General features: G+C 64.1%; 22 protein-coding genes. 14 read left to right on the top strand and 8 right to left on the bottom strand.

Translation table 11 applies throughout. The annotated features are described in order from the left end of the window. Nucleotide 1: 1 nt before the first annotated feature. On the bottom strand, nucleotides 2-247 hold the full coding sequence (locus tag ACSBP4_RS10015) for a DUF7508 domain-containing protein (RefSeq protein ID WP_006649357.1): 246 nt from the start codon (nucleotides 245-247) through the stop codon (nucleotides 2-4). Further along, the gene (locus tag ACSBP4_RS10010; protein WP_006179720.1) at nucleotides 247-678 is read right to left on the bottom strand and encodes a DUF5796 family protein; all 432 of its coding nucleotides are present in this window, start codon (nucleotides 676-678) and stop codon (nucleotides 247-249) included. The genes ACSBP4_RS10015 and ACSBP4_RS10010 overlap by 1 nt, the downstream gene beginning before the upstream one ends. Before the next feature lie 175 nt (nucleotides 679-853). Here ACSBP4_RS10010 and ACSBP4_RS10005 point away from each other — a divergent pair, with 175 nt between their 5' ends. Both ACSBP4_RS10005 and ACSBP4_RS10000 read left to right on the top strand, forming a co-directional pair. After that, nucleotides 854-1,726: a shikimate kinase gene (locus ACSBP4_RS10005; RefSeq protein ID WP_006649358.1), complete on the top strand. Its 873-nt coding sequence runs from the start codon at nucleotides 854-856 to the stop codon at nucleotides 1,724-1,726. Next, nucleotides 1,723-2,049, top strand: a complete 327-nt coding sequence (locus ACSBP4_RS10000) for a chorismate mutase (RefSeq protein WP_049966274.1) — start codon at nucleotides 1,723-1,725, stop codon at nucleotides 2,047-2,049. Before ACSBP4_RS10005 ends, ACSBP4_RS10000 begins: the two co-directional genes overlap by 4 nt. A 170-nt stretch (nucleotides 2,050-2,219) precedes the next feature. Here ACSBP4_RS10000 and ACSBP4_RS09995 read toward each other — a convergent pair whose 3' ends face one another. Beyond that, nucleotides 2,220-4,721: an efflux RND transporter permease subunit gene (locus tag ACSBP4_RS09995; protein ID WP_435552123.1), complete on the bottom strand. Its 2,502-nt coding sequence runs from the start codon at nucleotides 4,719-4,721 to the stop codon at nucleotides 2,220-2,222. A gap of 2 nt (nucleotides 4,722-4,723) precedes the next feature. After that, on the bottom strand, nucleotides 4,724-6,316 hold the full coding sequence (locus tag ACSBP4_RS09990) for a COG1361 S-layer family protein (RefSeq protein ID WP_435552201.1): 1,593 nt from the start codon (nucleotides 6,314-6,316) through the stop codon (nucleotides 4,724-4,726). Nucleotides 6,317-6,660: 344 nt separating this feature from the next. On the opposite strand from ACSBP4_RS09990, the gene ACSBP4_RS09985 reads away from it, so the two are divergent. Together ACSBP4_RS09985 and ACSBP4_RS09980 are read left to right on the top strand one after the other, a co-directional pair. Continuing rightward, entirely contained in the window at nucleotides 6,661-7,212 is a 552-nt protein-coding gene (locus ACSBP4_RS09985; protein ID WP_435552122.1) for a TetR/AcrR family transcriptional regulator, read from the top strand. 437 nt (nucleotides 7,213-7,649) lie between these two features. After that, a complete protein-coding gene (locus ACSBP4_RS09980; RefSeq protein WP_435552121.1) occupies nucleotides 7,650-10,301 on the top strand; it encodes a BGTF surface domain-containing protein in 2,652 nt (883 codons plus the stop codon). A gap of 373 nt (nucleotides 10,302-10,674) precedes the next feature. On the opposite strand, the gene ACSBP4_RS09975 is transcribed toward ACSBP4_RS09980, so the two are convergent. Then, nucleotides 10,675-12,051, bottom strand: a complete 1,377-nt coding sequence (locus ACSBP4_RS09975; protein ID WP_435552120.1) for an FAD-dependent oxidoreductase — start codon at nucleotides 12,049-12,051, stop codon at nucleotides 10,675-10,677. A gap of 272 nt (nucleotides 12,052-12,323) precedes the next feature. On the opposite strand from ACSBP4_RS09975, the gene ACSBP4_RS09970 reads away from it, so the two are divergent. The 4 genes from ACSBP4_RS09970 (at nucleotide 12,324) to ACSBP4_RS09955 (ending at nucleotide 14,582) form a co-directional block, all read left to right on the top strand. After that, nucleotides 12,324-12,611, top strand: coding sequence for a DUF357 domain-containing protein (locus tag ACSBP4_RS09970; RefSeq protein WP_435552119.1), 288 nt, complete (start codon nucleotides 12,324-12,326; stop codon nucleotides 12,609-12,611). Nucleotides 12,612-12,825: 214 nt separating this feature from the next. Further along, nucleotides 12,826-13,803, top strand: a complete 978-nt coding sequence (locus ACSBP4_RS09965) for a transcription initiation factor IIB (RefSeq protein ID WP_006649363.1) — start codon at nucleotides 12,826-12,828, stop codon at nucleotides 13,801-13,803. Between the two features lie 101 nt (nucleotides 13,804-13,904). Beyond that, nucleotides 13,905-14,084, top strand: a complete 180-nt coding sequence (locus ACSBP4_RS09960) for a hypothetical protein (RefSeq protein WP_006179698.1) — start codon at nucleotides 13,905-13,907, stop codon at nucleotides 14,082-14,084. 258 nt (nucleotides 14,085-14,342) lie between these two features. Beyond that, nucleotides 14,343-14,582, top strand: a complete 240-nt coding sequence (locus ACSBP4_RS09955; RefSeq protein ID WP_006179697.1) for a UPF0058 family protein — start codon at nucleotides 14,343-14,345, stop codon at nucleotides 14,580-14,582. A 129-nt stretch (nucleotides 14,583-14,711) separates the two neighbouring features. Here ACSBP4_RS09955 and ACSBP4_RS09950 read toward each other — a convergent pair whose 3' ends face one another. Next, nucleotides 14,712-15,191 carry a DUF555 domain-containing protein gene (locus ACSBP4_RS09950; protein ID WP_006649364.1) on the bottom strand — a complete coding sequence of 160 codons (480 nt, stop codon included), beginning with the start codon at nucleotides 15,189-15,191 and terminating at the stop codon, nucleotides 14,712-14,714. 128 nt (nucleotides 15,192-15,319) lie between these two features. On the opposite strand from ACSBP4_RS09950, the gene ACSBP4_RS09945 reads away from it, so the two are divergent. The 3 genes from ACSBP4_RS09945 (at nucleotide 15,320) to ACSBP4_RS09935 (ending at nucleotide 16,977) form a co-directional block, all read left to right on the top strand. Beyond that, nucleotides 15,320-16,201: a DNA-3-methyladenine glycosylase family protein gene (locus ACSBP4_RS09945; RefSeq protein ID WP_049966281.1), complete on the top strand. Its 882-nt coding sequence runs from the start codon at nucleotides 15,320-15,322 to the stop codon at nucleotides 16,199-16,201. An 89-nt stretch (nucleotides 16,202-16,290) separates the two neighbouring features. Continuing rightward, the gene (locus ACSBP4_RS09940) at nucleotides 16,291-16,608 is read left to right on the top strand and encodes a DUF3784 domain-containing protein (protein ID WP_049966282.1); all 318 of its coding nucleotides are present in this window, start codon (nucleotides 16,291-16,293) and stop codon (nucleotides 16,606-16,608) included. A gap of 90 nt (nucleotides 16,609-16,698) precedes the next feature. Continuing rightward, complete coding sequence (locus ACSBP4_RS09935) at nucleotides 16,699-16,977, top strand: acylphosphatase (RefSeq protein WP_435552118.1); 279 nt, start codon at nucleotides 16,699-16,701, stop codon at nucleotides 16,975-16,977. Nucleotides 16,978-17,038: 61 nt separating this feature from the next. Here ACSBP4_RS09935 and ACSBP4_RS09930 read toward each other — a convergent pair whose 3' ends face one another. Further along, a complete protein-coding gene (locus tag ACSBP4_RS09930; RefSeq protein WP_435552117.1) occupies nucleotides 17,039-17,197 on the bottom strand; it encodes a hypothetical protein in 159 nt (52 codons plus the stop codon). A gap of 150 nt (nucleotides 17,198-17,347) precedes the next feature. Beyond that, the gene (locus ACSBP4_RS09925; RefSeq protein ID WP_435552200.1) at nucleotides 17,348-17,845 is read right to left on the bottom strand and encodes a hypothetical protein; all 498 of its coding nucleotides are present in this window, start codon (nucleotides 17,843-17,845) and stop codon (nucleotides 17,348-17,350) included. A 79-nt stretch (nucleotides 17,846-17,924) separates the two neighbouring features. On the opposite strand from ACSBP4_RS09925, the gene ACSBP4_RS09920 reads away from it, so the two are divergent. The 3 genes from ACSBP4_RS09920 to ACSBP4_RS09910 all read left to right on the top strand — a co-directional run. Then, nucleotides 17,925-19,352, top strand: a complete 1,428-nt coding sequence (locus ACSBP4_RS09920) for an NAD(P)H-hydrate dehydratase (RefSeq protein WP_435552116.1) — start codon at nucleotides 17,925-17,927, stop codon at nucleotides 19,350-19,352. Beyond that, a complete protein-coding gene (gene moaC / locus ACSBP4_RS09915; RefSeq protein ID WP_435552115.1) occupies nucleotides 19,345-19,860 on the top strand; it encodes a cyclic pyranopterin monophosphate synthase MoaC in 516 nt (171 codons plus the stop codon). Before ACSBP4_RS09920 ends, moaC begins: the two co-directional genes overlap by 8 nt. 6 nt (nucleotides 19,861-19,866) lie before the next feature. After that, nucleotides 19,867-20,366, top strand: a 500-nt coding sequence (locus tag ACSBP4_RS09910; protein ID WP_435552114.1) for an NAD(P)H-dependent flavin oxidoreductase, incomplete at its 3' end; no start/stop codon positions are given.

The following is a 20,366-nucleotide window of genomic DNA, read 5'->3' as shown; positions in this document are numbered from 1 at the left end:
GTCACTCGAGTCGGTCGCGATGCTCGGCGGCGAGTTCCGCGGCCCGCTCGAGCGTGTGGGCTTCGGTCCAGCGGACGCGGTCGCCGTCCCCGTAGGCCAGCGCGCTCTTGAGTTCGTCCCGGAGGACGCCGTGGTCGACCGCCAGTACCGTGCCAGATCCGTCGCCGAGTTCGTAGACGCCGGGCCGATCCGGGGCGGCGGCGACCGCGTCGCGATCGAGGTCGCGCCAGGACTTCTGCAGCGGCATCAGTCGGCCTCCTCGACGAGTTCGTAGGCGTGTTCGCTCATCTCGTCCTCGGCGAAGACGAACACCCGCCCGTCGACGACCGAGGGGTCCGCCTCGACACGGATCGAGTAGGCCTCCGTGGCGACGGTTACGCCGGGGAACAGCTCTTCTTCGTCGTTGCGATCGAGCATCACGCGGCCGACGCCGGTCGACTCGAGGATGTCGTCGTGGGTGTTGCGATCGTTGACGTAGGTCATGACGCCCTCGACGCCGTCGGGATCGGTCACGAGGACGTGGACCTCCTTGCCGGGCGGGGTCGTCACGGCATCCTCGACCGGTTCCGGCGGACCGTGGTAGAAGACCTCCCGACCGTCGTGGTACTCGACGACGACGCCGCCGTCGACGAGATCGACGCCGATCGTGCTGGGGGCGACGTTGTTGCGCGCGCTCATAGGGGCTCGTTCGGTCGGATCGGGGAAAAGGAGTGCGTTCCGTTGCCCGCGTCGGTCCGGTCTAGACGTTCGCCCTCGAGGTGTCGGTACCCGCTCGAGAAACACCCCGCTCCCGTCTGGGTCGCGTAACCACGAGACCGTCAGCCGTAAGTACACGCTTTGAGAGTGTTCGAGTATGGACGGCCGTGCTGTCGCACCCGCAGCCGGGACGGTACTCAACGCACTCGCGACCGGCACCGGGTCGGCGTTCGCGATCGACCTCGAGACGACGGCCAGCGTCGAACTCACCCACGACGGCGACGTCGTCGGCGAGGTCGCCGGCCGGCCCGAGGCCGATACGACGCTCGTCGAACGCTGCGTCGAACTGACGGTCGCCGAGTACGCGGCCGCCGCGGGCCTGGACGAGTCCACCGTCGGCGCCCGCGTAACGACCGAAAGCGACGTGCCGATGGCCTCCGGCCTGAAGAGTTCCAGCGCCGCCGCGAACGCGACGGTCCTCGCGACGCTCGACGCGCTCGAGGTCGCCGACGCGGTCGAACGGATCGAGGCCTGCCGGCTCGGCGTCCGGGCCGCCCGCGACGCCGGCGTCACCGTAACCGGTGCCTTCGACGACGCCAGCGCCAGCATGCTCGGCGGCGTGACGGTGACCGACAACACGGCCGACGCCCTGCTCGCCCGCGAGGAGATCGACTGGCACGCGCTCGTGTACACCCCGCCCGAACAGTCCTACAGCGCCGACGCCGACGTCTCGGCCTGCGAGCGCATCGCGCCGATGGCCCGACTCGTCGAAGAACTCGCACTCGACGGCCGCTACGGCGAGGCCATGACGGTCAACGGCTTCGCGTTCGCCGCGGCCCTCGAGTTCCCGACCGGACCGATGCTCGACGCCCTCCCCGACGCCGCCGGCGTCTCCTTGTCCGGCACCGGCCCGAGCTACGTCGCCGTCGGGGAACGGGACGCGCTCGAGGCCGTACAGGAGCGCTGGACCGACCGGGACGGACGGACGCGGCTACTGAAAACGCGAACCGACGGTACGCAACGACTATGACTCGAGAGCCAACCGACGACCCGACCGACGACGATGAGAACCGCACGCCCGACGAGATGAGCCTCGACGAACTCCGCGAGGAGATCCGCTCGATCGATCAGGAGATCGTCGAGCTGATCGCCCAGCGGACCTACGTCGCGGACACGATCGCGGCGGTCAAAGACGAACAGGACCTGCCGACGACCGACGAGTCACAGGAACAGCAGGTCATGGACCGAGCGGGGGACAACGCCGAACAGTTCGACGTCGACGCGAACCTCGTCAAGGCGATCTTCCGGCTGTTGATCGAGCTGAACAAGGTCGAGCAACGCGAGAACCGCTGAAGGTCCGGTCGTTCGCGCCGTGTACAACCCTATGGGCCGTTCGCTCAGTCGCGTTTCGAGGGCGAGTCGAGTACCGTTTTCGAGGGGGCGCGACCACATAACACGATGGCGAGAGCAAATCGTAGGTGAACAGCGCTCGCGTCCGGCATGTGTGAACGGACGGCGAAAGCCTACCACGGAACACCGCCGATCGGACCGAACCGTCGCTCGAGGCGGTCCCAGACAACGATCGTCGACGGCAATATGACGATCGACGTGAGGTAGGCATAGAGGACCCCCATCGCGAGGAGGAGTCCGAACTCCATGATCATCGGAATCAACGCGAAGTAGAGGACACCGAGACCGCAGACGGTCGTGAGCATACTCCCGGTCAGAGCGCCTCCGGTACCGCGAACGGTCACCTGCAGCGCTTCGTGGACATCGGCACCCGACTCATATTCGTCGACGAACCGGTGCATAAAGTGGACCGTGTAGTCGACGCCGAGTCCGATCGAGACTGACAGGATCGGCGCATTGAACGGCGACAGCGGGATGTCGAACAGTCGCATCGAACCCGCGAGCATCGCGACCGTCACGAGGACTGGGACGAGGTTGATCACGCCGTAGATCATCCGTCCCTCGAGCCACCGGTAGGAGAGCATCAGGAAGACGGCGGTAAGTACGAACGCGACGACCAGACTCCGCATCGCCGACTCGGTGATCCGGTCGATGACGGCCTGGTTGACGACCATCGTTCCCGTCGCAGTCGCATCCATGTCCATCCCGTCGGCGACCGTTTTCGCGGCCGCCGTCGCCTCGGACTGATCGGCGTCGGGTTCCACCTGATACTCGATACGCGTGGCGCTTCGATCGCTGGTCACGTACTGTGGCCCCTCGTCGCTTTCGAGCAGTTCGTCGTAGACCCGGTCGACGTCCCGGTCCGGCAACTCGTCCCCGTTCGAGTCGGTTCGCTTGACCGTCGCCGCGAACTCGGGATCGGTCGCCGCCCGCTGTTCCGTGACGCTCACGATGCTGGTTGCCTCCGCGCGCCGGTCGGTCTCCTTGAACGCATCCGGTGGGTCCTGTAGCGCGCGATCAACCTCACGGAAGGCAGTATTCGATCTGACGTCCGGATCGTCGACGTAGACCGTCACCGACCCCACGAACCCCTGATCGAAGTCCTCCTCGAGATAGTCGAGGACCGTCAGGAACGTGTACTCGCCTGGCTGGAGCGGGCCCGGGAGCCGTTCATACTGATCGAGTCGGGTTTCGTCCGGGAAGAACGCCTCCTGAGAGAACTCGGAATCGACGCCCGTCCCGTAGCTGGCCGCAACGCCGCCAAAGAGGAGTGCAGTCACGAGAACGACGGCAGGTGCGATCTTCGCAAGTCTCGTTCCAATGGGGAGAACGCGGCCGAGTATGGAGTCGTCGCTACCGAGCGGGGTCGAGCCGAACGCCGGGAACCGCGTCCCTTCCCGGAGCCGGTCCAGTCCGACCTTTCCGGCCGGCAGGAACACGGCGAAGATCAGGAACGTGAACGCAATTCCGACCGAGGCGACGATACCGAAATCGCGAAGCTGTGACAGCGAACTCGTCAGGTTCGCGGCGAACCCGATGACGGTCGTGAGGGTGACGATCATGAACGCGCCGGACATCTGGCCAGTCGTGATACCCATCGCGTCGCCGATCGCCGCACCCGCGGCGCGTTCCTCGCGGTATCGATTGATGATGTGAATCCCGAAGTCGATCCCGACCGCGAGTAACAACGGAAAGACCGTGATCAGCGAATCCGAGAACGGAATCCCAGCGTGACCCATGAACCCGAACGTCCAGACTATAGTCAGCAGTAGCGAGACGAGGCCGAGGCCGAGATCGATCGGATCCCGGTAGGCCACCAGCAGGAAAAACAGGATCAAGACGAGCGCCGCGGGGAAGACGACCATCGAGGTATCGCCGAGCAACTGCAGCATCTCCTCCTCGATGATCGCGTCGCCGAAGACCACGACGTTATCCCCCGACTCGTAGCCGTCGATCTCGTTGGCCAGTTCGACGGTTCGGCTCTGTAGCTCGGCGGTGTCGTCGGTATCCGCGTTCGGCGGTACGTCGTAGGTCACTGCGACCTGAGCGACGTCCGCTGCGGCCGACTCGCGGGTGAAGTCGGTACTTACCGGGAGACCCGCCGTCTCGTCGGCGTCCGCGATCGCCGCCTCGAGCTGGCGCTGTGACGCGCGCTCGATGGCACGGTACTGGGTCTCCGGCGTTGTCGCGCTCGGATCGAGTTGTCGTGCCACGAGTGACGCCGGACTCGTCGTCGATGCGACCCGCAGTCCATCCTCGTTTTCCGCCCGTTCTTGGAATTCGAGCATCCGGAGGAGGTTCGGTTTCGAGAGGGCGTTCCGGCCGTCCTCCAAAAACAGGCTCGCGGTTGCGTTCCCCTCGTCGCGAGCGCCGCTTGCGAAGTCGGCCTGCATCTCCTCGTAGGCCTCCTGTTCCTCGAGACCCTCAGTGAACTGATCGGTCCCGGCCTGTTGCTCCCCGCCGCCACCGATGCCGCTGGCGAGCAGCACGGTCACGACGGCGAACGCGAGGACAACTTTCAGGGGATGTTCGGTGATCACCGTCTCCAGCCGGTCTGTCAGTAACGGCTCGCTCTCCCCCGGGTCGTCGTCGCGGAACGCGTCGATGTCCGGCATCGTCAGTCCTGTCTATACCAGAGGGCGATCCCGATCGTACTCACGGCGAGTGCGACGAGTATCCCGACGACGACCGAGGGAACCCCTCCGCCATCGTCTTCGCTGGCCGTGACCTCGATCGGATGCTGATAGGTGTCCGAGAGAATCGACTCGCCGCGTTCGGTTTCGTACTCGAAGTCGAGTTCTACCGGATGCGTCTCGACGGTCGCGTCCTCTGTCGCCTCGAGTTCGAACCGGATCTCCGCCGATTCGCCGGGCTCGAGCTTGTTGACGAACGCCTCGCCATCGGGCGCGTCGAGCGGGTCGTCGGCGTAGAGTTTGGCGTCGATGTTCGAGAGCGTCTCCGACCGCTGGTTCGTGATCTCGAGGACGGCGTCGCTCGACTCGCCCTGACTGACCGAGATGCCGTCGTCGGCGATCGAGAACTCGTCGCGCCGCTCGTCGACGACCACCCGCTCGGAGATTGGGCCGTCGGTCAGCGTCGCGTCCCCGCTGCCGGTGTACTCGACGGTAAAGCGAAGCTGACGCGCGCCGGCGTCGGCCTGTCCGCTGACGTCCATGGGATACTTAAACTCGGTCGCTTCACCCTCTTTCAGTGCCGGCAGCGCGTAGCGGGTGTCCTCGACGAACAGCGACTCGCTCATCGGCTCGACGATCAGGACGGCGTCGTCGACGGGCCGGGGGCCATCGTTGACGATTTTACCCGTTACGTCGCCCTCGTAGCCGACCGAAAGCGACCCCTCGAGATTCCGGAGCGAGAAGGACTGCTCCGACGCGGGGGAGAGCGACGCGGTCACTTCGTTCGCTTCTCGCTCGATACCGTCAGCGTCCCGGTAGCTAAACCCGATCTCGATCGGGCGGTCGCCGCCACTCATTCCCTCCGCAACCGCGACATCGACGGACATCGTCGTCGATTCGTTTGGTGCGAGGTCGCCGAGTATCTCTTCGGCCGGCCGCTCGGCCGTGCTTCCGTCGACGGTGATCCCGTTCCCGCCAGCGATGGTCGTTCGGGTCCAGTTCGCGGGTTCCGTTCCGACGTTTTCGATCTCGATCGTCGCGTCGCCGCTCGAGCCGGGTTCGACATCGGTCGCCACATTAGTGACCTCGAACCGCGGTTCTTCGGGCACGACGATCGTCACGTCGTGCGTTTCGGTCTCCGTCTTCCGGTCGGCGCTCCCGGTCGTGCTGATGTAGCTGTTGTAACTGTATCGCGTCTTGACGGTTATCTCGTACTCGCCGGGTTCGATATTTTCGGGTACACTAATCCGTTGTGTTGCCGGGATCGTTTCGCCGTCGGGAACGGTTCCGATCGCGGTCTTGCCGGACTCCACTTCGAACGGACCACCGTCCGTAATTTCGATGACTGTGGATCGAGCGTTAGTAACGCGTTCCCCAGACCCGGAGACGACCCGGCCGTCGTTGCGGATCTGAAGTTCGAGGGTGGTCGTCGTCCCCGGTTGGACTTCGTCATCGGGGAGCAACACCCCAAGGTTGGGGTTGCCTCGATCGGGTGCGGTATACCCACCACCGCCAGCCTCTTGTGCGGAGACGGGTACAAAGGCCCCGCCGAAGCCGACGATAAGGAGGGCCGCCATGACGGCGGTCGTCACTCGACTCGTCACGGAGACCACCTGCGACCCGTCGATTTGAAGGGACGATTCGTCGAATGGATCCGTTTTTCACGGGAAGTATATTCGAATCGAAGACCGTTTCTCATTGATTGATAACTAGAACACTGACGGATATACTTTCTGATTGAACGTTCAATCAAGGCGTTTTTGTAAACCGCTCTCGTCCAGCGTGGTATGCCAAGAGGGAACTCGAGTACCACCGGCGTTCAAACGTGGCTTTCGAGCGATGTCGGAGACGACACGACTATCGGAGGGCAGCCGTGACGGACGATTTGTTCGACGAACCCTCGGGTACGCGCGAAGAAATAATGGCTGCGACGACGCGGTCGTTGCGCGAACACGGCTACGCGGACCTCACGATCGAGAAGATCGGCGACGAGTTCGAGAAGAGCCAATCGCTAATCTACCACCACTACGACGGAAAGGACGATCTGGTCATTGCGACGCTCGAGTTCGTACTCGACCGATACAGCGAGCAGGTGACTGCACAGTCCGTCGAGGACCCGAAGCACAGCCTCGAGACGGTCGTCACGCAGTTCGTCGACGACGACTGGGAGTCCCGATTGGCCGCGACGCTGTTCGAACTCCGGGCGCAGGCGATCCACGACGAGGCCTACCGGGAACACTTCACCCGCAGCGACGACGTGTTCGAGCAGTATCTGGCGGATCTCATTGCGGACGGAATCGAGCGTGGTGTCTTCAAAGAGTGCGATCCGAACGCGACTGCGGCGACGCTCGTAACGTTGATTAACGGCGCCACGGTGCGTCGCGCCTCGACCCGCGACGACGCGTGGCTCGAGGGCGTCCGCAGCGAGATTGACGCCTACCTCGAGGCCCGAGTCTACCGGGACGAGGAGTAACAGACACTAGGTCGGCACGATTGTTTCTGCCCCGCGTCGACGGGTTCTGATCGAGGCGACACGACCAATTCCGAACTCGGCGGTCGGGTGGTCGAAGGAACTGGTCTCTCGGGAGGAAGCCGAGCGGATATCCCGGGACGAGGCTCGCAGAGAGTAGTTCTTCTAGACGACGTATGCGGGACCACGTCGACCTCCGGTAATGAAATATTATCGGAGTGTATCTCGAGCCTGCAGCGGGTAAGATATCCTTACGAACCAATCAGTATAGGAGGGGGTTCAACAAGAAAGCTTATTACAAGACGTTGAATAGATTTTGACACCCCTACCCGGAGGACGAGTATACGCAGCCCGAACCGTCGCCGGGGCGGTTCGATTGCGTACTCGATCCCGGTGAATCGCGCGCTAACTAATCGAAACACGATAATAACACAACATAAATGACAAACGAAACGACCTATCGCGAAAAGGGACGTGCAGTAGTCCTGGCCGCGCTTATGGTCCTCTCTGTTGTCGCGATGTCCGCAGCGTTTGCGGGCGGCGCGGCAGCAGCCCTGAACGCGGACAACTACGACGAAGGGTCGACCTACACATCCCCCGACGATCTCCAAGGGAATGATGTGTGGATCGGCCAGGAGGTAACGATCGGTGACTCAGATGCAGACAAGAGTGACGACTCGTCGGACTACATTGACGCATCGGGCGTTGTAGTCTACGAGGGCCTCTACGAAGATGAGCCCGATAGTGACAGCCGTGTAACCACGATCCAAGTGGAAGACGGTGAAGCAGACATCGACACGTCTGAACTGGAAGCTGGTGAGCCATACCACCTCCAGATCGGTGGTAGTAGTGGATGGACGACGGGTACAGACGCCAGCGACGTTCAGGTTGACTTCTGGGCGCAGTCGGAGGATCTGAACGTTGAGTTCAGCAGTAGTACGGTCGAGGAAGACGGCACGGCCGATATCGACTTTGAATCCGACCGGTCGCAGCAGTACGTCAACGTCTCGTCCGATTCCCTCGACCACGAGGAACTCGAAGGTGTCTTCGCTGACGATGGAATCGCCACTGACATCACGGATAGTGGCTCCCACGAAGACGATGATATCGTCACGCTCGACATCAGCACCAACAAAGACGACGAGGAAACGCTCACTGCTGATTTCGAGGGACTCGAAACCGGTGAGTACAACTTCGACTTCAACGTCACTGACTCGGCGGCCGAGGACAACGCCACGGTCGAAGTGAGTGACGACGCACAGGACCGTAGCTTCGGCGAATCGAGTTTCATCGAGAACCGCGGTGACATCGCAAACATCACTGTCGACCTCGATGGCTCCGATGAGGCCGTTGTGCAGGTCGGTCAGTACGATGAGGTCCGCTACGAAGCCGGACTTACCATCAACGCTGAAGACTACGATAACGACACCGTCACCCTCCAGATGAACACCCATCTGGCTGGTGCTGCTGGTGCAACTGAAGACCACCTTAAGGATGGCAACTTCGACGAGAACGCCGTCTATGATCTGCACGAAGCAGATGACGAAGACGTCTCCGTCGAGGTTGACTATGTCAACCGTACCGCCACTGACGGTGTCCAGGGCGCGACGTACGATGCCAGTGAGTTCGGTCTCAGTACCCCGCTCGAGGGCGACGACTACGAACTCACCATTGGTGACGCATGGGACACTAAGGGCGATGTGTCCGCTGAAGACGATCCTGAAATCGTCGACGAGCAGGACTCGGCGTTCCTGACGCTGCAGGATGGTACGGGGCCGACTAACATCCAGACCCACACGGTCCCGAGCGAACAGTCCATGACCGACCTCGACGACTTCGAGGACGCGAACGTCACGGCCACGGACACGATCGCTCACGATGATCAGTTCCTCCTGACCGTCGATGACTTCGGCAAAACTGGCTACTTCGACGCCATCGACGCCGGTGACAACGACGATATCGGGAAGGAACTCGCTCAGGCAGGTGTCTTCCTCGAATTCGAACAGCAGGATCCGCCTGCCAACACGGAAGACCGTACCTGGAACAACAGCGCGCTGCTGCCAGAGGGTCACAGCGACTACGACGAGGACGCTAACGCGCTCAACCTCAAGCTGGTCAACGGTGGCGACTACGATGGTGACCAGCTGATCCTCAAGCCCGACTACGAGAACTTCGATGACGAGAAGCTGCCCACCGACGAGGGCTACGACTGGAACCTCTCGGTCACTGAAAGCAGCGTCTACGTCACTGACGACGACGAAGAACTCGACGTCGGCGGCGAGTTCACGCTCGAAGAGCGGAACTTCGAACTCGATGACGCAAACGAAGAACTGCCGGCGGCAAGCAACACTGCCGTGACGGGGACGACCAACATCGCACCCGGCTCTGAAGTCGACGTGCGTGCCGCCTCGTCCGGTAACTTCGTCGAGGACGACACTGTCGAAGTCGAAGACGGCTCGTTCGAAGCCACGTTCGACTTCAGCGGGTACGCTGCTGGCACGGCAGTCGACCTCGAAGCGACCGGCCCCGTCGACGATGACTCGGACGACATGGACGCCGAGCTCATCGAAGCCGACGAGCCCAAGTCGCTGACCTACGACGTCACCACCGACCCCGCCGAACCGGTCGTTGGTGACGACGTCTCCGGCATGATCGCCGTCGAGAACCCCAACGAGGATCGAACCGTCTCCGAGGACATCGTGTTCACCTTCGACGGTGACACGATCGTCGACGAGACGGTCGAACTCGAAGGCGGTGCCTCCAACTCGCTCGAGGCATCCCTGCTCGAGAACGCCTCCGCTGGCGACTACGAGTGGGAACTGACTGCTGACGGCGAAGTCGTTGCCGACGGTACGCTGACCGTCGAAGACCCCGACAAGGGCGACGGCTCCGACGGCTCCGACGGTGACGACGGTTCCGACGGTGACGACGGTTCCGACGGCTCCGACGGTGACGACGGTTCCGACGGCTCCGACGGTGACGACGGCTCCGACGGCGACGACTCCGATGACGGAACGCCCGGCTTCGGTGTCGGCGTCGCTCTCGTCGCACTCCTCGGCGCTGCCATGCTGGCGCTGCGCCGTCAGAACTAAGCTGTAGAACCACCGGATCACTCCGGTTTCAATTTCCGCGGTTTTCTTTTATCGGACGCTACACCGACCAGCGACGGGTGTCGCGGGATCGAGTCGGACGACCGCCCAGTTAGTACTGACCCCGACCGATGGCATCGACCGCTCGACCTCGAGGCAGAGCCACACGTTGGTATCGCGGCGAAAGTGAGCCGCTCGTCCGACGCCACGTCCGGGCTCGAGGTACCACGCCGATCGTGTCGCTACTGTCCTGGAGCAGCTGCGTCACCGCTCACGACAGTGCAGGGACTACTCGGCGTGGGATCGAACGCGTCGTCAAAAGAGGAGAGGAGTGGAAGAGCGACCGGGATGATCGTTGCGGGTCCGACGCGACGGTTCAGTCGTCGGCTGCAGCGGGTTCGGCTTCCTCGGCCGTCGACTCGGCGCGCTCGAGGTCCTCCAGATACTCGTCTGCGTCCAGGGCAGCCTTCGAGCCCATGCCGGCCGCGGTGACGGCCTGCTGGTAGTGGTAGTCGACGACGTCGCCGGCCCCGAAGATTCCGGGGACGTCGGTTTCGGTCTGGCCGCCGCCGTCGCCGCCCTTCGTTTTCAGGTAGCCGTCGGCGTCGGTTTCGACGCCGGTTCCCTTGAGGTAGTCGGTGTTGGGGGTGTGGCCGATCGCGAAGAAGACCGCGCCGACGTCGAAGTCGAACTCCTCGGTTTCGGGGTCGTCGAGACGGTCGGTGGGGTGGCCCTGCTCGTTCTCGACGAGGGTGACATGGTCGACCCCGTCCTCTTGGGAGCCGTGGATCTCGATCAGTTCGGTGTTTTTCATGATCTCGATCTCGCCCTCCTCGACTTTCTCCTGGACGCGATCGACCCAGTAGTCCTCCGCGCGGAACTCCTCGCGGCGGTGGGCGATGTAGACGGTGTCGGCGAACTTCGTGAGGAAGGTGGCTTCCTCCATGGCGGCGTCGCCGCCGCCGACGACGAGCATGTCCTCGCCGCGGAAAAACGCGCCGTCACAGGTCGCACACGTCGAGAGACCGTAGCCCATGAGTTCGTCCTCGCCGGGGATGTCGAGCGTACGGGCGCTGGCACCCGAGGCGGCGATGACGGCGTCGGCAGTGTAGACGTCGCCGTCTTTCATCTCGACGCGGAAGGGACGACTCGAGTCGTCACCAGAACGCGACGCGTTCTGGTTTGCAGTCGAGCTTTGCTCGACGCGCTCGACGGACTCGATGATGCCGTTTTTCAGGTCAGCGCCGAACTGTTTGGCCTGCTCTTTCATGTTGTTGACCAGTTCCGGGCCGCCGATGCCGTCGGGGAAGCCGGGGTAGTTGGCGACGTCGGTAGTCAGGGTGAGCTGACCGCCGGGTTCGTCGCCTTCGATGACCAGTGGCTCGTTGTTCGAGCGGCCGGCGTAGATGGCGGCGGTGAGGCCGGCGATGCCGGTGCCGGCGATGATGAGTTTGCGGTGTTCGACGATCTCATCGTCGTCGTCCTCGGCGATGCCCAGCTTTTCGTCGAGTTCGCCGGTCTCGTTCAGCGCGGAGGTGTCGTCCCAGCCACCGATGAGTTCGTCGTCGATGAACACCTCGGGAGCGGTCTGGCGGCCGTCCGCGCGCTCGACCATCTCCTCGAAGAGTTCGTCGTCGTCGGTGACGTTGTACGTCTCGTACTCGATGCCTTTGCTGTCGAAGAGATCTTTGGCCTTCTCGCAATACGGACAATCAGTCTTCGTATAAATCTCGACGCGTGGCTGGTCGCTCATGTGTCACGGTTGGGGTAGAGCGCCTAAACCGCTTGCGTTCTCAGCAATCACTCCCCCGTACTGTGACGCGGGCACCGTCGTCGAGGCTGTCACGAACGCCGCCCTACCGGCCCGTCGCGGTCGGTTCGAACTGAGAGCAGCGTCGCACGTCTCGCTGCAGCGGCGATCGCTCGACGCACACGCTGAGACCGCACCGGACGGTTCGACCGTACGCTGCCGACGGCCCATCGACCAGCCGATGCACTTACGGACGCAAGCGACGACGGTCGGATATGGCCGCCGATCTCGAGGAGAAGACGAACCGGTACGGAGAGTTGCTCGCGGAGGCGCTCGAGGAGGCGACGATCGCACCGCCTGAGGGGACACCGATGGCCGAGGCGGCCGCCGACTGCTACGAGATGGCGGCGTCGTATCTGGACGACGGCAACCATTTTCGGGAGCGGGACGACCTCGTCAACGCCCTGGCGTCGTTTTCGTACGGACACGCGTGGCTGGACGCGGGTGCCCGGGTCGGACTGTTCGGCGTCCCGAGGGAGGGGCATCTCTTCACCGTCGAGTAGCGACTCGGGTCGTCCGACGGCACTCGGTCCAAGGTGGGGAATCCCACACGATTAATCACTATGTAACCGGAACCTATATAATAGAAAATACGGTCAGTTTATAAAGTAGGCGAAAGGTTTATATGCGTTTCGGCCTTACCCTATGTTAGCCGAGGCGACCGGGTTTCTTCTGGTTACCCCACCCGGGAGCCCCGAGTAACCCACCCGATACACCATGACAGATACGAGCATCCGAACCTATACGAACGAGCGAGAGGCGGAGACCGAGGACGAGACCGCGGTATCCGACGAGCAGGAACACTGCCCCGAGTGTGGCGGCCGACTGGTCTCGGACGACGAACACGCCGAGACGGTCTGTACGGACTGTGGCCTCGTGGTCGAGGAAGACGAGATCGACCGCGGCCCCGAATGGCGTGCGTTCGACGCCGCTGAGAAAGACGAGAAGTCCCGCGTCGGCGCGCCGACGACCAACATGATGCACGACCAGGGGCTCTCGACCAACATCGGCTGGCAGGACAAGGACGCCTACGGCCGGTCGCTCTCGAGCCGCCAGCGCCAGAAGATGCAGCGCCTGCGCACCTGGAACGAGCGGTTCCGTACCCGCGACTCCAAGGAGCGCAACCTCAAGCAGGCGCTGGGCGAGATCGACCGGATGGCCTCTGCCCTCGGTCTCCCCGAGAACGTCCGCGAGACTGCAAGCGTCATCTATCGACGCGCCCTCGAGGAGGACCTGCTGCCGGGCCGCTCGATCGAAGGCGTCGCCACGGCGTCGCTGTACGCCGCCGCCCGACAGGCCGGCACCCCCCGCAGTCTCGACGAGATTTCGGCGGTCAGCCGCGTCGAGAAGATGGAACTGACCCGCACGTACCGCTACATCATTCGGGAACTCGGCCTCGAGGTCAAGCCGGCCGACCCCGAACACTACGTGCCCCGCTTCGTCAGCGACCTCGACCTCTCGGACGAAACCGAGCGCATGGCGCGTGAACTGCTCGAGTCCGCGCGACAGGAGGGCGTCCACAGCGGCAAGTCTCCGGTCGGCCTCGCGGCCGCCTCGGTCTATGCCGCCGCCCTCTTGACCAACGAGAAGGTCACCCAGAACGAGGTTAGCGACGTCGCCAGTATCTCCGAGGTCACCATCCGCAACCGCTACAAGGAACTGCTCGAGGCCTCCGATACGGCCGCACCTGCGTAAGCTTCCGACCGTCATCTGTCAGGTCGGCTCGGAGCGGGTGGTATTCTCGACCGTCCGAAACTGCGGCAACGTTTTTCTATCCCCCAGTGAAAGGGAGTCACATGGATACGACGACCGTCCAGTTACTGTGTCCCGAATGTACCAAAGACTGGCAGGTCTCCCCGGACGAACTCCCCGCAGCTGCGGAGATGTTCCACTGCCCGAACTGCCATGCCTCCCACCGGACCGCCGAGTTCATGCGGACGGATCGTGACCTCCAGACGCTGAAACAGCTCGGCTAGCAGTACGGTTTCTCCCGCCGTCGTTCTCCGAGTAGTCACCGTTTAACTCTCCGGAGCCAGCATTTCGGAACGTGGGGAGAAACAAATTATTACGGCGAGAAATAAACCTCTACCTCGATCCCGGCTTGTGATTACGCCGTTGTAGGTGATCCGTTCGAACCGTACCGGACGATGACAGGCCGTTCGATCGCCACGAGGCGCGTGTTAACGCAACTCAAGATAATAATATAACCCTGCAGTGGGTAGGACTGGATGGTTATGAAGAAGCAGGAGCTCATTCACCTTCACGGCCTTCTCGCGGAGGTATCGAACCAGTGCGCCGAGTGGGACAACTGTCAGATCGATCTCGAGAAATACGAAGCGAAAGGGATCCGACCGACATCCATCCACAAATCGAAGACCGACCACAAGGCCGCTGTTTTTGCACTCGCCGGGGGAATCACGAAGAACATGCGTGAGGAAGGGGAGCAGGAAGCAGTCGCCGCTACTGCCGACTGAGTCACTCGTCGCATCCTCCGATCGTCACAACCGCTGCGGAGTCTCATCTCTCTCGGTTCGACGTTCTCCGACAACCGACTCGAGACGGACAACTATCGGACTATTCGCCGTCCGTGGCCCCGAAAACGACTACTCGACGAGATCCTCGAACTCGGGGAGGATTTCCTCGTCGTCACTCTCGTCCTCGTCGACGTCGGTCGGCGACTCGACGGCTTCGTCGTCGGCCGACTCGGTCCCGGCCGATTCGTCGTCCGTTTCGTCCTCGGCGTCTTCGTCTTCGATGATCTCGATTTGCGTGACCTCGAGCGGAATGTTCTCGAGGCGTTGGCCGATCTCCTTGCGCGCGATTCGGGAGGCGTGTTCCTCGCGCTCGACGTTGAAGACGGTCATCTCCAGTTCGAGCGCGACGAGTGCCTCGTCGGCCGCGATGAACGCGGGGGGCAGTTCCTCTCCGGACGGAGAGGTACGCTCGCCCATGTTGATCTCGACGTAGTTCAGGTCAGGGTTCAACATCTCGCCCGTCTTCGAGATGGCGATACGGATCGCCTCGTCCGGTGTTTCGACGTCGAATACCGGCACGGCAGCTTCGACGACAACCCTGCAATTCATACCTAGACAATGTGTGGCCTACAGTAAGAAGGTTCGCCCGACCGGGAAGCGGCGGAAACGCGTTGTTGCTCCGGGTCGGCCCGGTCGGTTCGAAAGGCAAAAGCCTGCCCCCGCGAAGGCCCCAACGAATGGCGACGGGCACGATCGAACTCGCGGAACTCGCCGGTGGACTCGATCTGTATCGGACGCTCGAGAGCGGACAGAGCTACCTCTGGCGACGCGAGGACGGCGAGATGTATCACGGGGACCCCGCCCCCGGCGCGTGGTACTCGACGGTCGTCGACGGCGACGTGATCCGTGTTCGGTCTCGCGACGATCGCCTCGAGTGGGAATCGACGACCGACGCCGAGCCGACCGTCCGTCGACTTCTGTGTCTGGACGACGACCTCGAGGCGATCGTCGCGGCCGGACCGGACGACCCCCTGCTCCGGGAGGCCTACGAGGCTCACCGCGGACTGCGTCTGGTTCAGGATCCGCCCTTCGGCTGTCTGATCGCGTTCATCTGCTCGGCACAGATGCGGGTGAGTCGGATCCACGGGATGGTCAGGGCGCTGGCTCGGGAGTACGGCAGTCCGATCGCCTTCGACGGCGAGACCTACCACGCGTTCCCGACGCCCGCGCAACTGGCGGCCGCGACCGAGGACGAACTCCGCGATCTCGGATTAGGGTATCGTGCCCCCTACGTCGTCCGGACTGCCGAGATGGTCGCCGACGGCGAGGCACATCCGGCCGCGGCACGTGACCTCGAGTACGAGGCTGCCCGGGAGTATCTGACGCAGTTCGTCGGTGTCGGTGAGAAGGTCGCCGACTGCGTTTTGTTGTTCTCGCTGGGCTTCGACGAGGCCGTCCCGCTCGATACGTGGATCAGATCGGCGATCGAGGAGTACTACCCCGACTGCGATCGCGGGTCTTACGCTGACACTTCTCGAGCGATCCGGGAACGACTCGGCGGGGAGTACACGGGGTACGCCCAGACCTATATCTTCCATCACCTGCGAACCGGTGAATAACGGGGCGTCCCACTGACCCGGCGAGTACTGGCTTGGTCCGCGCGACTAACGCACCAAATGTTTTGTGAGATGAGTGTCAATTGTTCGGTATGGCCACCGACTCGGTCATCGGTCTCCTCGTGACTGCAGGGTTCATCGGAGCGTTCGGTGTCCTCATCAAGTACTTCGGTGTGGTCGAACTGATCGCGGGCTACGATCCGGAGCGGGTTACCGACGAGGACGGGCTGGCGGACTTCATCGGCACCAATACGCTGTACGTGGCGGCGCTCGTTCTCCTCGTCGCCGCCGTCGAATACACCGATTCGTTCGGCGGGTCGGACGCGGTCTGGATCGCGTTCGCCGTCGGCGTCGTCGTACTTGCCGCCCGGATGATCGTCGGCGCTCGCCGCTACGAAGAGCCGCGGTAAACGCAGGCAGGCCGTTCGCCACATCGTCATCGCGTCACTCGCCGGCCGAACGGCCGCGGATTTTTGCCCGTCGCGCTCGAGTCCACGAACATGACCGACCGAACCCGCGCACACGTTTTCGTCTCCGGAACGGTACAGGGCGTCTACTACCGAGCGAACACCCGTGACACGGCCCGGGAGAACGGCGTCGACGGCTGGGTGAAAAACCTCGAGGACGGTCGCGTCGAGGCGGTCTTCGAGGGCCCCGATGACGCCGTCGAAGCGATGGTCGAGTGGTGTCACACGGGCAGTCCCGCCGCCGAGGTCGACGACGTCACGGTCGAGTACGAGGACCCTCGAGACGAGGACGGGTTCGAGATCCGGTACTGAATCGTCGCTCGGAACGGTCGGTCGAGCGGTACCCCGTTTTCGCGGCCACGTCGGTGCCGATTCAGCGACGCAGCGTCCGGATAGCGACCGCGACGTACTCGATGAACGACACGGTCGGCGTTCCGGGCAGATGGATGTCGGGGTCCGGTTGTGCGAGCGGGGGGTCGTGAAATTCGTCGTCGGCGCTGTCGATCGGCTCGGTTACTTCGAGCGTGTTCATGTGTTCGATACGGGTCGGGAGTACTTATGCGTTCAGAGTCATCGGGACGAAATTAAGTCGAATAATCGTTATCGAGTCCGGGTCCCGCGGGCCGCGAGGGCACGTATCACGGACCGCGGGGGTGAGTAGACCGCTCGAGATGCCGTGGGTTCACTCGGCGTCGGACAAATGAGCCGCGAGCCACGGTGGTTCGTCGGTATACGCCCACTTGGCCCAGTCGGCCTTCTCGCCGGCGTAGTAGGCGCGGTAGGCAGCGACCGGATCGCCGGGTCGTTTGTACTCCTCGGGCATCGCCTGGGGACGTGGTGTCGGCTCCGCGGACGGGAACGCGATCGCATCGACGTCGATGCGTTCGATGACCGTCCAGCTCGCGTGGGCCTCGTCCTTGTCGTAGCGTTCGACGAACTCCGCGTTGAGCGCCTCGGCGTGGTCGCGCAGCCGGAGCCAGTTGGCCCGCGATTCGGTTGCCCACCGCGTGACGGGGTGATCGACGTGAGTCGACCCGTAGAGGAACTCGGCCTCGTAGCCGTTCTCGCGGGCGGCAGTACACAGGACCTGGGCGGCCTCGAGTAGCAGCTTGTTGACGTGCTGGTCGCAGTGGTACCGCGCCGCGAGGCGAGGGTCCTCGTCGAGCCAGAAGACGTTCACGGACGGGCTGGGGGCCGCGTCGGTTTCAGGCTGCCGGTCGTCCGCAATCTTCACCAGTCGGCCGGTCGAATCAGTAGCCATGATTACAGGCGAACGGATGGCCGCCGTCGACGAGAACGCCGCGTCGCTTGGCGTCCCGCGAAAGCAGTTGATGGAGTCGAGCGGGGGCGCCGTCGCTCGCGCGGTCCGCGAGGTCGCGGAACCGGGTGCGAGCGTTACCATCGTCGCCGGACGTGGCAACAACGGCGGGGACGCGTTCGTCGCGGCCCGGTTTCTCGATGAATACGACGTCACGACGCTGTTGCTGGGCCGGGCCGAGCGGATCGGCACCGAGATCGCTCGCGAGAACTGGGCGGCCCTCCAGCGGGCCGACTACGAGACACACGAGATCACGGACTCGAGCGCGATCGACCTCCCCGAGGCGGACGTGATCGTCGATGCGATGCTCGGGACGGGAATCAGCGGCGAGTTGCGGGAACCGGCCGCCACCGCGGCCGCGGCGATCAACGCTGCCGACGCGACGGTCGTCTCGGTCGATGTCCCCTCCGGCTTCGACGCCGACGGCGCTGATCACGCCGACAACGGCGTCGACGCCGACCGGGTCGTCACCTTCCACGAGACGAAGCCGGGGCTCGACGATCTCGACGCGGCGGTCACGGTCGCGGACATCGGCATCCCGGCAGCCGCAGAACGATTCGTCGGCCCCGGTGACGTGGCCCTCGCGCGGCCAGACGGTCGCGAGGGCCGCCCCAACGTCATCGGCGGCGGTCCCTACACGGGCGCGCCGGCGCTGGCCGCACAGGCGGCCCTGCGGGCCGGCGCGGAACTGTCCTTCGTCGCCGCCCCCGATTCCGTCGCCGGCGAGATACAGGGCTACAGCGAGGACCTGATCGTCCAGCCCTACGACAGCGAGGTTCTGACGCCCGATGTGGCCGACGACCTGCTCGAGACGGCCGAGAACTACGACAACGTCGTCGTCATCGGCCCCGGCCTCGGGACCGCCGACGAGACCCTCAAGGCGACCCGCCAGTTCCTCTCGGCCTACACGGGTCGGGCGGTCGTCGACGCCGACGCGCTCGCGGTCGTCCCCGAGATCGAGACCGAGGCGACGCTGGTCTGTACGCCCAACAGCAACGAACTCGCGCGGATGGGCGGCCCGGACGCGGACGACCTTGCCGCCGCGGCCGACGAGATCGAGGCGTTCGCGGCCGACCTGGGCCACGTCGTCCTCGCGAAGGGCGCGAACGACGTGATCACCGACGGCGAGCGGACGCGGATCAGCCGCTCGGGCACCGTCGGCATGAAAGTCGGCGGCACCGGCGACACGCTCGCCGGGATCGTCGCGGCGTTGCTCGAGCACGCCGACCCGCTCGAGGCCGCCGCGGCGGGCGCGCACGTCAACGGGCTCGCGGGCGAACGGCTCGCCGAGCGCGAGGAGTACGGCTTCCTCGCGTCGGACATGCTCGCGGAGCTTCCCGCGGTCCTCTGGGGTGGGAGCGATGAGTGACGACGGCTCGGCCGACGGTATGGGCGAGGGCAGCGCGGACGAACTCACGCATACAACTGCGGAGGGCGACGTCCAGATGGTCGACGTCGGCGACAAGCCCGACAGCGAGCGCCGCGCGGTCGCGGCCGGCGAGATCCGCCTGCAGCCCGCGACGATCGAGGCGATCCGGGCCGACGAGGTCGGCAAGGGTGACGTCCTCGCGACCGCCCGCGTCGGCGCGATCCAGGCCGTCAAACACACCTGGGAGACGATCCCGATGTGTCACCAGATCCCGATCACGAACGTCGATACCGAGTTCGCCCTCGACGAGGACCGGATCGAACTCCGGGTCACCGTCGAGACCACCGGCAAGACCGGCTGCGAGATGGAGGCACTCGAGGGCGTGACGACCGGCCTGAACGTCGTCTGGGACATGGTCAAGGCCGTCGAAAAGGACGCGGACGGCCAGTACCCCGACACCGGGATCGAGGACGTCCGGGTCCTCGAGAAGGAAAAGCGGCAGGCGTAGTCACGGATGACGCTCGAGACGCGACTCACTGACCTGCTCGGAATCGAGTACCCGATCGTCCAGGCACCGATCGGCAGCGCGACCACACCGGAACTCGCGGCCGCCATCTCGAACGCCGGCGGGCTCGGTCACCTCGCGGTCACGTGGCGCGACCGCGAGGAAACGCGGCGAGCGATCCGCGAGACCCGCGGGCTGACCGACGACCCGTTCGCAGTCAACCTCGTGCTGGACGAAGCGACGACGGCCATCGACACCGCCGACCACCTCGAGGCCGTTCTCGATGCGGGCGCGCCGATCGTCACCCTCTCGTTCGGCGATACCGCTCCGTACGTCGATCGGATCCACGAGGCAGGCGCGGTCGTCACCCGGACGGTCGGCAGCGCCGAGGCGGCCCGCGATGCCGTCGACGCCGGCGTCGATCTCGTCGTCACGCAGGGCCTCGAGGCCGGCGGTCACGTTCAGAGCGAGGTCGCGACGACGGCGCTCGTGACGCGGGTCGCGGACGC

This window comes from Natrinema sp. CGMCC1.2065 (genome assembly GCF_051225675.1).
Lineage (GTDB): Archaea > Halobacteriota > Halobacteria > Halobacteriales > Natrialbaceae > Natrinema > Natrinema thermotolerans.
The sequence above is the reverse complement of the archived record's forward strand: the minus strand, read 5'-3'. Positions and strand labels throughout refer to the sequence as shown.